The following is a 14,280-nucleotide window of genomic DNA, read 5'->3' on the forward strand; positions in this document are numbered from 1 at the left end:
ATTGAACTACAACCTCTATTTATTCTGGAATCCAAACTGAAGTACCAGCAAATACACTTTTTATTATTACTTTATTAGCTTGTATTTTAGATAGTTGGTGGCTCCACGGCACACGGTACTGCAAATCTGCTCCTGGACCATTATTATGATATTCAGCAAAACGTGCTGTTTTTTCGTTTTCAATATTACTCCAATTATTCCATCCATCCGGTCGTATTTGCGCTCCCAGATAACAATTCATATAAATTACAGAGGCATAAGGTCTCCATGGCCTTCCTAAAAAAACTTTTGTCACACCCTTCTTGGCAACCAGATTACAATGATCAAAAACATACCCATACCGTTTATTTTCAGGAGTTGATGCAGCAGTCACATAGGAATTCATTTTACTACAAATAACACAATTCTGAAACCATGCGGTAGCTGGACCAAATATAAAGTCAGTTGTTCCTTCTATATAACAATCCTTATAAAATTGTCGACTATTTTGGTTTCCGGTGAATAAAGTATCCTGATTCCCTAGTAATTTACAATGGATGATTTCTGTGCAATCTGCTTCCACATGCAACGCCACAGCTTGTCCCACTCGCCCTGCACTATTTTCAAAGGTCAGGTTTTGGGCATGAAATCCGTTCCCTTGAACCAAGCAGGTATATGTTCTAAAGGTTCCCATATTATTCAAGGATGCATAATCCCCATAAGTGATAATAGTACTGTCTTCCGATTCGCCTAAAAGGGTTATATTAGTCTTCCAGGTAGGAATAATAAGTTTTTCATGATAGACGCCGTTTTTAATCAAAATAACGGTTCGTTTCGCCTTGTAATCTCTAACAGAATTAATGGCGGCTTGTATAGTGGCAAACTGGCCACTTCCATCGGTAGCAACAACAATATCCACATGTTGATTCTGTCCAAACATAATCTGGAACGAAAACACCAACATCACTCCTAGCAATAACTTCTTAATCATGATTTCAATTTTAAAATAGAAAATATTCAATTATCAACACAAATTCAATCCGGGTTCGTACACGAAAAATAATTCAAGAACAATATCAAAAATTTCAAATACTGAGAAAATGAAAGAGTTACATTATTCTCGAATAAAAGGTCAAACGTCATAATAAACTAAACAAAAATACACTTTAAGTATGACATTAGAGAAATCATTTCCCCATTGATATTCTAAAAAAAAATAATTATTCAGTTTCATAAATTAGCGTCAGCATTTTGAACAGGGGAGTGAGGTTGTTATGGAAAAAAAAAGAGAGCCTCATTTGTGATCAAATGAAGCTCTCTTAAAAAGTGGCGGCTACCTACTCTCCCACCTTGTGGGCAGTACCATCGGCGTGGTTGGGCTTAACTTCTCTGTTCGGAATGGGAAGAGGTGGATCCCCAGCGCTATAGCCACCTAAATCTTCTGGCCCTCCGGCTTATCTTTACCTGAGGCTGCCAATATATTTTGTATGACTTACCAAAAAACAAGAAAGAAAATACCCTAAAGTTGGCAACGGCTCCAATAGCACTACTGAACCTTACACCTTGCTACCTGACTGGGTAGCTACAAACTTACAAAAAGTTTCGGGCAATTAGTACTGCTTGGCTTTGACATTACTGCCTTTACACCTGCAGCCTATCTACGTCGTCGTCTTCAACGGCCCTCATGGAGATCTTATCTTGAGGTTGGTTTCGCGCTTAGATGCTTTCAGCGCTTATCCTGCCCGAACGCGGATACCCGGCAGTGCCCCTGGCGGAACAACCGGTAAACCGTAGGTTCGTCCAACACGGTCCTCTCGTACTAGTGCCGGATCCTCGCAAATCTCCTACGCCCACAACAGATAGGGACCGAACTGTCTCACGACGTTCTGAACCCAGCTCGCGTGCCACTTTAATGGGCGAACAGCCCAACCCTTGGGACCTTCTCCAGCCCCGGGATGTGACGAGCCGACATCGAGGTGCCAAACCATTCCGTCGATTTGAGCTCTTGGGAATGATCAGCCTGTTATCCCCGGAGTACCTTTTATCCTTTGAGCGATGGCCCTTCCATACGGAACCACCGGATCACTATGCCCTAGTTTCCTACCTGGTCGACTTGTCGGTCTCTCAGTCAAGCGCGCTTGTGCCATTACACTCTTCGTCCGGTTACCAATCGGACTGAGCGCACCTTTGGAAGCCTCCGTTACGCTTTTGGAGGCGACCACCCCAGTCAAACTACCCACCATACACTGTCTCCCCTTAACAGGGAATTAGAACTCAAATAATCAAAGGGCCGTATTTCAACGTCGACTCCTCAAACACTAGCGTGCCTGACTCACAGTCTCCGGCCTATCCTACACATTAATTACCCAAATTCAATGTAAAGTTGCAGTAAAGGTTCACGGGGTCTTTCCGTCCCGTTGCGGGTAATCGGCATCTTCACCGATACTACAATTTCACCGAGCTCACAGCTGAGACAGTACCCAGATCGTTACACCATTCGTGCAGGTCGGAACTTACCCGACAAGGAATTTCGCTACCTTAGGACCGTTATAGTTACGGCCGCCGTTTACTGGGGCTTCAATTCAAAGCTTCGCCTTGCGGTTGACTTCTCCTCTTAACCTTCCAGCACCGGGCAGGTGTCAGGCCTTATACTTCATCTCTCGATTTTGCAAAGCCCTTTGTTTTTGTTAAACAGTCGCCTGGGCCATTTCTCTGCGGCCACCTTATTCAGATGGCGTCCCTTTTCCCGAAGTTACGGGACTATTTTGCCTAGTTCCTTAGCTGTGATTCACTCGAGCGCCTCAGTATGCTCTACTTGACCACGTGTGTCCGTTTAGAGTACGGGTACCTTATAAATTAACGATAGCGGCTTTTCTTGGAAGCCTGTTTACATCCTTTTCAGATCACCCGAAGGCTCTCTGTACTGTCAGGTTCGACTCAAATGACGGATTTGCCTGCCATTCTCAACATCTACCCCCTTTAACGCCCTATTCCGTCAGGACGCCGGATTGTCACTTCTCCGTCCCCACTTCTCTCTATAAGGTAGTACCGGAATATTAACCGGTTCTTCCATCGGCTCCCCTCTTAAAAAGGTACACCTTAGGCCCCGACTGACCCTGATCCGATTAACGTTGTTCAGGAACCCTCAGTCTTTCGGCGAGAGAGTTTCTCACTCTCTTTATCGTTACTTATACCTACATCTGCTTTTCCTGGCGCTCCAACACCCCTTACGGAATATCTTCAACGCTGTCCAGGAATGCTCCCCTACCTCTCATATGTTTACCATATGAGACCATCGCTTCGGTAAGATGCTTTATGCCCGATTATTATCCATGCCTGACCGCTCGACTAGTGAGCTGTTACGCACTCTTTAAATGAATGGCTGCTTCCAAGCCAACATCCTAGCTGTCTCTGCGGTCTGACTTCGTTAGTTCAACTTAGCATCTATTTGGGGACCTTAGCGGTTGGTCCGGATTCTTCTCCTCTCGGATGTGGACCTTAGCACCCACACCCTCACTCCTGAAAATCATTTATAAGCATTCGGAGTTTATCTGGACTTGATAGGCGGTGAAACCCTCGCATCCAATCAGTCGCTCTACCTCTTATAAACTTTCTCAAGGCTGCACCTAAATGCATTTCGGGGAGTACGAGCTATCTCCAAGTTTGATTAGCCTTTCACCCCTACCCTCAAGTCATCCGAAAGCTTTTCAACGCTCACCGGTGCGGTCCTCCATCTCGTGTTACCGGGACTTCAACCTGCTCAAGGGTAGATCACTTGGTTTCGCGTCTACTCCCACCGACTTAACGCCCTTTTCAGACTCGCTTTCGCTTCGGCTCCCCCCGTGACGGGGTTAACCTTGCCGGTGAAAGTAACTCGTAGGTTCATTATGCAATAGGCACGCCGTCACATATTATATATGCTCCGACCGCTTGTAAGCGCACGGTTTCAGGTTCTTTTTCACTCCTCTATTCGAGGTGCTTTTCACCTTTCCTTCACAGTACTTGTTCGCTATCGGTCTCTCGGGAGTATTTAGCCTTAGCGGATGGTCCCGCCTAATTCACACAGGATTTCTCGTGTCCCGCGCTACTCAGGATACCCCTAACTCTTATAAACTTTACTCATACGGGACTTTCACCCCCTCTGGTCCAATTTTCCATTACGGTTCTGATTCTGTTTATAATTATATATCGAGGTCCTATTACCCCAAAAATGCCAAAACACTCTTGGTTTGGGCTCCTGCGCGTTCGCTCGCCACTACTTGCGCAATCACTTTTGTTTTCTCCTCCTACAGGTACTAAGATGTTTCAGTTCCCTGCGTTCGCCCCCGGCTTTTCGCCGAGTATCCCGCCTTCAACGGGATGGGTTGCCCCATTCGGACATCTGCGGATCACCGGTTATTTGCACCTCCCCGCAGCTTTTCGCAGCTTATCACGTCCTTCTTCGCCTCCGAGAGCCAAGGCATCCACCCTGCGCTCTTGCTTACTTTTTGTCTAAAACGTATCTCCCTGTTGCCAGAAAAATACATCTCATTTGTTTCTTTTGCGTTAAGCTCAGTATCACTACTTTCACCCTTCGCCTTACTTTACTCGTTTCTCTCTTGTTTTTCAATATGTCAAAGACCTTACGGCGTTGCCTTCTGGCTCTACGCCTTGCGTGGAGTGATACGGATTCGAACCGTGCGCACTGCTCAAACCCGCTCTGGGTTTATTACCGTGCAGACCCCTTGTGGTCATGTTACTCCTTCTTTCATCTTTTGTCCCTTGTCTCTTCCGCTTCCCGCGCTCGGGTTGCTTGCTCTTTACCGGGAGGATTCCAGCATGCTCCTGCTTTTTCTTAATTGCTCATCAATCCTGTGCCTGCCATACTGGCTTTGCATTGCTCCCTGCCCATGCCAAACAACCTCCCCTGGTTGTCCCCTTTTTGTGGAGAATAACGGATTCGAACCGTTGACCCTCTGCGTGCAAGGCAGATGCTCTAGCCAGCTGAGCTAATCCCCCTTATGCTATACAATTCATAATTGATAATTGACAATTATACCTGACTGTTTATGCTCCTGACTATTTGACTCGTCCTTCGCCAATTGTCACTGTCCATTGCCAATTGTTTTTTTGTAGTCCCAGGCAGAGTTGAACTGCCGACCTCTACATTATCAGTGTAGCGCTCTAACCAACTGAGCTATAGGACTGTTCTTTCCCCCTGCCTTGAGGATCCGTGCTGCATCTTTTCTCTTTCCGCAGCTTTTATCATGAAAAACAACTTTTGCAGTACACAAGTCAGGCTGTCTTGACCTAACCTTTGTCTTGTGCCTCTTTCAAGGGTTTCAGAGACATCTCTCCAGAAAGGAGGTGTTCCAGCCACACCTTCCGGTACGGCTACCTTGTTACGACTTAGCCCCAGTCACTGGTTTTGCCCTTAATCGTTCCTTGCGGTCACAATCTTTAGGCACCCCCAACTCCCATGGCTTGACGGGCGGTGTGTACAAGGCCCGGGAACGTATTCACCGCGCCATGGCTGATGCGCGATTACTAGCGAATCCAGCTTCACGGAGTCGAGTTGCAGACTCCGATCCGAACTACGAATGGTTTTTGAGATTGGCATCTTATCACTAAGTAGCTCCCCTCTGTACCATCCATTGTAACACGTGTGTCGCCCCGGACGTAAGGGCCGTGCTGATTTGACGTCATCCCCACCTTCCTCGCACCTTACGGTGGCAGTCTCAATAGAGTCCTCAGCTTTACCTGCTAGTAACTATCAATAAGGGTTGCGCTCGTTATGGCACTTAAGCCGACACCTCACGGCACGAGCTGACGACAACCATGCAGCACCTACATACCCGCCATTGCTGGCTAAACTGTTTCCAGTCTATTCGGGTACATTTCAAGCCCGGGTAAGGTTCCTCGCGTATCATCGAATTAAACCACATGTTCCTCCGCTTGTGCGGGCCCCCGTCAATTCCTTTGAGTTTCAACCTTGCGGTCGTACTCCCCAGGTGGATTACTTATCGCTTTCGCTTAGCCACTAACATTCTATCGCTAACAGCTAGTAATCATCGTTTACTGCGTGGACTACCAGGGTATCTAATCCTGTTTGATCCCCACGCTTTCGTGCATCAGCGTCAGTTACATCCCAGTAAGCTGCCTTCGCAATTGGTGTTCTGTGTCATATCTATGCATTTCACCGCTACACAACACATTCCGCCTACCTCATTTGTACTCAAGTCTGCCAGTTTCAATGGCAATGTCTACGTTAAGCGCAAACCTTTCACCACTGACTTAACAAACCGCCTACGCACCCTTTAAACCCAATAAATCCGGATAACGCTCGGATCCTCCGTATTACCGCGGCTGCTGGCACGGAGTTAGCCGATCCTTATTCGCAGGATACCTACAAAGGGATAACTCGTATCCCACTTTATTCTCCTGCAAAAGAAGTTTACAATCCATAAGACATTCTTCCTTCACGCGACTTGGCTGGTTCAGGTTCTCACCCATTGACCAATATTCCTCACTGCTGCCTCCCGTAGGAGTCCGGACCGTGTCTCAGTTCCGGTGTGGGGGACCTTCCTCTCAGAACCCCTACTGATCGTTGACTTGGTAGGCCGTTACCCTCCCAACTATCTAATCAGACGCATGCCCATCTATAAGCTATGAATATTTAACAAAAAAACCATGCGGTTTCTTTGTCTTATGCGGTGTTAATCTTCCTTTCAGAAGGCTATCCCCCTCTTATAGGCAGGTTGCATACGCGTTACGCACCCGTGCGCCGGTCGCCACCCAGTATTGCTACCTGTGCTGCCCCTCGACTTGCATGTGTTAAGCCTGTCGCTAGCGTTCATCCTGAGCCAGGATCAAACTCTTCATTGTATTAATCTCTTTTGTTCTTTCTGTCTTTTCTGCTCGCGCTGAAAAAACTTGTTCTGCTCAGGATGTCTCCTTTTTATTTTGCCTGTACCCCGGTCTCTAACCGAAATACAAACCCCCTGTTTTGGCTCTTGACGGTTAGCTCTTTTCTAACCTTTCCTTGTATACTACATTTGTTGTTCATTCTTCCAAAGATCGCTCGCCCGCCTGCCCTGGCGAAACGGACTGCAAAGATACTGCTTTTTTTCGGTCTGCAAAATATCTTGTGCTCTTTTTTTCCGCCCCCCTGATCAGGAACTCTCATGTCCCCTGGCAAAGCGGCTGCAAAGATAAGCCCTTTTTTATTCCCATTCCAAATTTATCCCCCTTTTTTATCCTATTTTCCCTCAAAAAACATACAACAAACTGAAATATAAGAATATATTTTTCCCCCATTTATCCACCGGACTCTGCCCTAAATGAAAAAATAAGGCCAAAATACATCCAAAATACCCTCCCATATCATGATTATCCATCCTGAATAATCAAATTCCTCTCTCAAAATGACTAGTCCTAAAAAACCGTTACAGGTTTATTGAACAAAAATACTCTTTTTATCAAACCTTATCAAGGCTAGCCTTGATAAGGTTTTGCTTTTTATAATTTCTAATTTTTATTTCTTTTTGGCAGTGCATCTGTTCAGGTGTTTTCATGTAACACGACCAGTGTGGCCTTTGTGTATTGTAAATATGAACAGCATCTTCTACCAATAATTTCATTGTTTTGATATCTACCAGATAATCCTCCAGAAAAAACTCCTGTTTTAATATCCCATTTACCCTCTCAGCTATCGCATTGGCATAAGGGTCATAATGCTCAGTCATACTTGGTATAATCTTTTTCTTTTTCAATACATTTTGATAATCGTTACTGCAATACTGTAATCCTCTATCCGAATGATGGATCAGTTTGTTTTTATATTTTTTTTGTTTAATGGCCATGTTTAATGCTCTCAAAGAACCTTCAGTGGACAAACTATTAGAAACATCATAACCCATGATCTTTTTGGAATATGCATCTGTAACTAATGCCAGATAACAGTTCCTGTCCCTGCCCCCGATATAAGTTATATCCGATACCCAAACCTGTTCGGGATGGGTCAGTTCTATATCTGCCACCAAATTCTTGTGCTTTCTAAAACGATGGTGGGAGTCTGTGGTTATACGATAATTTCTCTTTGGTTTAATCAACATCTGATTAGCCTTTAGTATAGATAGAAACTTGTCACGGCCAACATGTAATTCTATTAATGGTTCATAAAGAAGATAATATAACTTCCTGAATCCTATTCGGGGCATATTTTTCCGTATGGGACGAACCATTGTTAATACTTGCTCTGCCTTGTCCTGTTTCTTCTGTTTTGACCTACAATAACGATAATAAACCTGTCTACTTACCCCGAGCAATCCACAGGTGGAGGTTTTGCTCACTTTGTTTTCTTGGCTGAATCGGTCGACTGTTCGGGTAAAGAGTTTTTTCGGATAGAGATATTGTACTCTTTTTCTGCCATATCAACCATCATGTCAAAGAAAGCTGCTTTCATATCAGATTGCTCTGCCTGTTTTTCTAGAAATGCCTTTTGCTTTTCTAAAACCTTGATCTTTTGTTCTAATTCAAGGATCTTTTGATCTTTACTTTTTGGCATATTACTCGGCGTTTGATTTTCCCAATCAAAGGTACCATATTTTCTGAGCCAACCAACAACTGTGGATCTTCCCTGTATACCATATTTCTTCGTAGCTGATGTGACTGAGATATCTCCTCGTTCTATCTCTGAAATAATCGATAATTTTAAGGACATGCTATAATCCTTTTGAGTGTGCTTTACATACTGATTCTTAATTTCTTCCATTATTTTACGCTTTTTGTGTAACGCTATTTCAGGACGAGACAAAAAATAGAAAAAAAACCAATGTCTTGTCCTCAGCATTCCCTTTTTCCCCCCTTTTCGCTAAAATCTTTACGGAAAGCCTGCAAAAAATATACGTTAAAACAAACCCTTTCTATTCAATATTCATAAATCATAAAATCTTAAGAGATTGAATAAAGTAGTAACAATCAAAAATTGATTACCTTTCAAAATCGAACAGTTAATGAAAAAGCGTACTTTTGTTTCTTAATTGAGGACATGATGTTGAATCATAATGCAAACATCTCATGCATCAAGATATATAAAACAGACATATTCAATGCGAATTGAATCAATAAACTAAAAACAAATGAAGCGTAGAATCACTACTATTTTCCCGATAGTTTTCCTATCTATCATTGCATATATTATCTGGAGAGGCTCTCAAGTGTTGCCTGAAAAGCATTTATTCCAATATATATACATAGGAACAAACATCTTATTTTTCAGTTTTTTCTTATTATCGCTGTTTATCGGGCATAAAATACCTATTAGATTAGCATCAGCTATTTCTTTCATAGGCAATACCTATCTCATTATTGCCATATACTTGTTCTGTTCATTCCTTTTTGCGGATATTATTCGCTTGTTCAACGACATAATTCACTTTGCTCCTCACGGACTCCTTCCATATCGATATGAATGGCTGATATTCAGTTTTGCATTAATTGCAGTTCTCCTGCTTATTGGTAATTATCGTTTTAATCATCCTAAAATAGTAAGATTAAATCTGGAGACTGACAAGTCGAAGCAATACAAAGATCTAAAAATTGTTGCTGTCAGTGATATCCATCTTGGTTTTTCTATCAGGAAGAAGAAACTACAACGTTATGTAGATATGATTAATGCAGAAGAACCAGATATAATCTTAATGGCAGGCGACGTCTCAGATCGCTCCATAAAACCGATCATCCGGCAAAACATGGAAGAAGAATTAAAGCAACTAAAGGCACCTTTAGGCATTTACGCTATTAATGGGAATCATGAACATTATGCAGAAACGACAAAAGCCACGTCCGAATATTTGCAAAAAGCCGGTATCCAAATGCTTATTGACTCTACAGTATTAATTAACGATGCTTTTTATTTAATTGGTCGAGATGACAGGATGAATAGGCACCGGAAAGCTTTGTCCACTTTAGTAAAAGGACTGAATCCTGATTTTCCAAAAATTTTGTTAGATCATCAACCCTACAACCTAAAAAATGCCCAACGCAATGGAATTGACTTACAAATATCAGGACACACTCATGAAGGCCAGTTTTTCCCGGGAAACCTTTTTGTCAAAAAAATGTTCGAAGTACAATACGGATATAAAAAAATAGGCAGTACACATTATTATGTTTCGTCAGGATTAGGCATCTGGGGCCCACAATACAGAATAGGAACTCAATCTGAAATGGTCGTTATAAACCTATCTTATTAGATAACACATACCAGTAAGTTGTCTTAGAGTCAATCTCTATTCAACAACATTTTAATAATAATTTTCCCATTTCAAAATGAATATGTATCTTTGCAAGTCAAATCGAGAAATAATCTTTTAATTATAACGATCACAATGAAAGAAGGCATTCATCCAACAAGCTATCGACCCGTAGCATTCAGAGATCTGTCGAATGGTGATACATTTATTACCCGTTCAACTATTGCTACGAAAGAAACCGTTGAAATTGACGGGGTAACTTATCCTTTGGTAAAACTTGAAATTTCAAGTTCATCACACCCATTCTACACAGGGAAACAAAAACTGGTGGATACTGCAGGGCGCGTGGACAAATTCATGAACCGCTACCAAAAACATTTGGAAAACAAAAAGAAATAAGTTTCTTTGTCAACTAAAAATACCCAAAGCCGCTCCTCAACAAGAGTGGCTTTTTTATTGCCATTAGGAATGATCAGCCCAAAAGATTTGAAATTGTTGTAGAAAATCGACCAAATAAGCTGTATCTTTGAAAAAGAAACGTGCTTGCGTTATTCGACTATAGGCAACCTAATTTTATTCTTAAATGAAAAAACAACCACTTGACACAGAAGGACGCATCAGAAAAGCGGATATCAAACGTGCTATCTCTCATTTGTTCAATCAAGACCCCAATCGTAGTTTCAATTACAAACAAGTATCTCATATTCTAGGACTTAAAACAAATCCATTAAAATTGTTGGCATCGGAGTTGTTGTCAGAGTTAACTGAAAATGGTGTTTTGATTGAAATTGAGAGGGGGAAATTTCGTCTTAATGTGCGTAGTGGGAATATTACCGGAACCATAGATCGTACTTCTCGCAAAACTTATTTAATTCCCGATGACGGAGGAGCTCCTATTTTTATTGCCGAGCGTAATCTTAACCGGGCAATGGATAAAGATTATGTTCAAGCATTTCTTTATGCAGGGCGGAAAGGACGTCAGCCGGAAGCTGAAGTCACTGGTATCTTAAAACGGGCTAAAGAAATTTTTGTAGGAAAGCTTGATTTGAATGGGCCTTACGCTTTTTTAATAGTCGATAAAAAATACCTTTCGAATGATATTTTTATTCCGGCGGACAAACTTAAAGGAGGAAAAGATGGACAGAAAGCCGTTGTTAAATTATTACATTGGGATCCAAAAGACAAAAACCCTGTAGGAGAAGTAGTGGACATTTTAGGCAATACAGGCGAAACTAACACTGAAATGAATTCCATTTTAGCAGAATTTGGATTGCCTTATCGTTATCCAGAAGCAGTTGAAAAGGAGGCAGAAAAAATTGAAGCAGAAATAACACCGGAAGAAATTGCCCGCCGGATTGACTGTCGTGATATCACTACATTCACCATTGACCCAAAAGATGCAAAAGATTTTGACGATGCTCTTTCTTTACGAAAATTACCAAATGAACTGTGGGAAGTCGGCATACACATTGCAGACGTTACCCATTACGTCAAGCCTCAGACCTTAATCGATAAGGAAGCCGAGAATCGTGCAACATCCATCTACCTGGTAGACAGAACTATTCCAATGCTCCCAGAAAGATTGTCGAACGAGTTGTGCTCACTACGTCCCAATGAAGAAAAACTTTGCTATTCAGTGTTGGTCCAAATGGATGATAATGCCAATGTTAAAGAATATACAATTGCCCGTACGGTGATTCGGTCGGATCGTCGTTTTACATATGAAGAAGCTCAGACAATCCTTGAAACAGGAGAAGGAAATTTCAAAGACGAACTACAAACGCTCAATGAATTAGCGAAAAAATTACGTGAAAGACGTTTCCAAGCAGGAGCCATTGCTTTTGACCGAGTTGAAGTGCGTTTTGAAATTGATGGAAAAGGTAAGCCCTTAAGTGTATTTTTTAAAGAAGCCAAAGACTCAAACAAGCTGGTAGAAGAATTTATGCTTCTGGCAAACAAAACAGTTGCAGCGCACATTGGCAAACCTGGAAAAGGGAAAAAGGCCAAAACTTTTGTATACCGGATTCACGATGTGCCGAATCCTGAAAAACTCAATAATTTTTCTCAGTTTATCCGTCGTTTTGGATATAAATTAAAAACTACGGGTAAAAAAAACGAGGTATCCTCATGTATCAATCATTTATTAGATGAAGTTCAAGGAAAAAAGGAACAGAATCTAATTGAAACCCTTGCTGTCCGTTCAATGGCAAAAGCGATTTATAGCACAGAAAATATTGGTCATTACGGCTTAGCATTTGATTATTACACTCATTTCACCTCCCCTATTCGTCGTTATCCAGACATGATGGTGCATCGCTTATTAACGCGATATGCTGCTAACGGCATTTCGGTGAATAAAACCGAATGGGAAGACCGTTGTAAACACAGTTCTGACATGGAGCAACTCGCTGCTAATGCGGAAAGGGCATCCATTAAATACAAACAGGTAGAATTTATGAGTGAAAAATTAGGTCAATCTTTCGAAGGTGTTATATCTGGAGTGAGTGAATGGGGAATTTATGTGGAACTCAATGAAAACAAATGCGAAGGAATGATCCCGATTCGGGATTTAGCTGATGATTATTATATCTTTGACGAAAAAAACTATTGCCTTGTAGGTCATCATTACAATAAGAAATTCCAACTTGGAGATCCTATTACGGTAGAAGTTGCCAGGGCCAATTTAGAAAAGAAGCAACTTGACTTTACTCTGGCTCAGAACTCAATGCCAAATTCAAATTCAACCTCGAAAACCAGAAGAAAACAGATAAAAAATAAAAAATAAAAAATAAAGTCGTTACAAACAACTCAATCATCTGTATCATAAATTATACTGAATGCTACCTAAACAATTTGACATTATCGTAAAAACATTTCAGGGACTCGAAGAAGTACTGGCCCGCGAGCTAACCAATTTAGGAGCCAACAATATTGAAATTCAACGGCGTGCTGTACGATGCTCTGTCAATAAATCATTGTTGTATAAAGCAAACTTCTGGCTACGAACAGCATCTCGTATTTTAGTTCCTATCGCCACCTTTAAAGCTGAGAATCACAATCAAATTTACGATGCTGTCAAAGCCATTCCGTGGAATGAATACATGACATTAGAAACTACTTTTGCAATCGATTCTACAGTTTATTCCGATCATTTTCATCATTCCCAGTTCGTCTCCCATCGGGTAAAGGATGCCATCGTAGATTATTTTCAAGAACGCTATCATCAGCGGCCATCGGTGGATATCAAGGAACCAGGTTTGTATCTGAATATCCATATTGCGCAACAAACTTGCACGTTGTCTTTGGATAGCTCTGGAGAGTCACTTCATAAACGTGGTTATAGAAGCGAACAAACCGAAGCACCGCTAAATGAAGCACTAGCAGCCGGAATGATTCTTTTGTCAGGATGGCATGGCGAAAGCGATTTTATTGATCCGATGTGTGGATCGGGCACTTTATTAATTGAGGCTGCCTTAATTGCCTTAAATATAGCCCCGGGAGTTTATCGGCATCAATTTGGATTCGAGCGCTGGCTCGATTTTGACGAGGAATTATTTAATGAAATATACAACGATGACAGTCAGGAACGTCCCTTTTATCATCATATTTATGGAGGAGACCAATCTTTCCGAGCTATACACATTGCCGAAAACAATATAAAAAGTGCTGGATTAACAAACTACATTCATGTAGAAACCAAAACAATGGAAACATGGCAACCTCCTTCAGAACAAGCTATGATTGTTTGTAATCCACCTTATGGTGAACGATTACTTACAAAAGATCTGCTGGGTCTTTACAATATGATTGGCAAAACACTAAAACACACTTTTGCCGGAAACAATGCCTGGATCATAAGTTCTAATCTTGAATGTTTGGATCATATGGGTCTTCGGCCTAATCAACGTATCAAATTAATGAATGGAGCTTTATCATGCGAATTTAGACACTATGAACTCTTTGCAGGTAAAAGAAGCCATTTTTTAGCTAAGACACACCAGAGTTCTGAAAATCCAGAGTAAATACGCTAATTTGATTAACCCTTATTTTTCAACAATTTAGCAAA

Annotated in this window: 7 protein-coding genes, 2 tRNA genes and 3 rRNA genes; 4 read left to right on the forward strand and 8 right to left on the reverse strand. The window is 41.8% G+C overall.

Going from position 1 to position 14,280, the window contains the following annotated elements; genetic code table 11:
* Window positions 1-19: 19 nt before the first annotated feature.
* The 8 genes from FHX64_RS10310 to FHX64_RS14335 all read right to left on the reverse strand — a co-directional run bounded on the left by FHX64_RS10310 (window position 20) and on the right by FHX64_RS14335 (window position 8,731).
* The gene (locus FHX64_RS10310) at window positions 20-970 is read right to left on the reverse strand and encodes a pectinesterase family protein (protein ID WP_183413775.1); all 951 of its coding nucleotides are present in this window, start codon (window positions 968-970) and stop codon (window positions 20-22) included.
* Between the two features lie 333 nt (window positions 971-1,303).
* Window positions 1,304-1,415: ribosomal RNA gene (gene rrf / locus FHX64_RS10315) — 5S ribosomal RNA — on the reverse strand.
* 155 nt (window positions 1,416-1,570) lie between these two features.
* Window positions 1,571-4,469 (reverse strand): 23S ribosomal RNA (locus FHX64_RS10320).
* A gap of 434 nt (window positions 4,470-4,903) precedes the next feature.
* Window positions 4,904-4,977, reverse strand: a tRNA-Ala gene (locus tag FHX64_RS10325).
* A gap of 114 nt (window positions 4,978-5,091) precedes the next feature.
* Window positions 5,092-5,165 (reverse strand) — tRNA-Ile (locus FHX64_RS10330).
* 153 nt (window positions 5,166-5,318) lie between these two features.
* Window positions 5,319-6,843 (reverse strand): 16S ribosomal RNA (locus FHX64_RS10335).
* Together the 16S, 23S and 5S rRNA genes with 2 tRNA genes alongside form the textbook arrangement of a ribosomal RNA operon.
* A gap of 593 nt (window positions 6,844-7,436) precedes the next feature.
* Window positions 7,437-8,309, reverse strand: a complete 873-nt coding sequence (locus FHX64_RS10340; RefSeq protein ID WP_183413736.1) for an IS3 family transposase — start codon at window positions 8,307-8,309, stop codon at window positions 7,437-7,439.
* A complete protein-coding gene (locus FHX64_RS14335) occupies window positions 8,306-8,731 on the reverse strand; it encodes a hypothetical protein (protein ID WP_246392446.1) in 426 nt (141 codons plus the stop codon). Before FHX64_RS14335 ends, FHX64_RS10340 begins: the two co-directional genes overlap by 4 nt.
* Window positions 8,732-9,098: 367 nt before the next feature.
* Here FHX64_RS14335 and FHX64_RS10345 point away from each other — a divergent pair, with 367 nt between their 5' ends.
* From FHX64_RS10345 to FHX64_RS10360, 4 genes are all read left to right on the forward strand, one after another.
* Window positions 9,099-10,214, forward strand: coding sequence for a metallophosphoesterase (locus tag FHX64_RS10345; protein WP_183413776.1), 1,116 nt, complete (start codon window positions 9,099-9,101; stop codon window positions 10,212-10,214).
* A 135-nt stretch (window positions 10,215-10,349) separates the two neighbouring features.
* The gene (locus tag FHX64_RS10350; protein ID WP_183413777.1) at window positions 10,350-10,613 is read left to right on the forward strand and encodes a type B 50S ribosomal protein L31; all 264 of its coding nucleotides are present in this window, start codon (window positions 10,350-10,352) and stop codon (window positions 10,611-10,613) included.
* A gap of 184 nt (window positions 10,614-10,797) precedes the next feature.
* Entirely contained in the window at window positions 10,798-12,999 is a 2,202-nt protein-coding gene (gene rnr / locus FHX64_RS10355; protein WP_183413778.1) for a ribonuclease R, read from the forward strand.
* A gap of 52 nt (window positions 13,000-13,051) precedes the next feature.
* Window positions 13,052-14,236, forward strand: coding sequence for a THUMP domain-containing class I SAM-dependent RNA methyltransferase (locus tag FHX64_RS10360; protein WP_183413779.1), 1,185 nt, complete (start codon window positions 13,052-13,054; stop codon window positions 14,234-14,236).
* Window positions 14,237-14,280 lie beyond the last annotated feature (44 nt).

The sequence above is a fragment of the Microbacter margulisiae genome, from assembly GCF_014192515.1.
GTDB classification, from domain to species: Bacteria; Bacteroidota; Bacteroidia; order Bacteroidales; family Paludibacteraceae; genus Microbacter; species Microbacter margulisiae.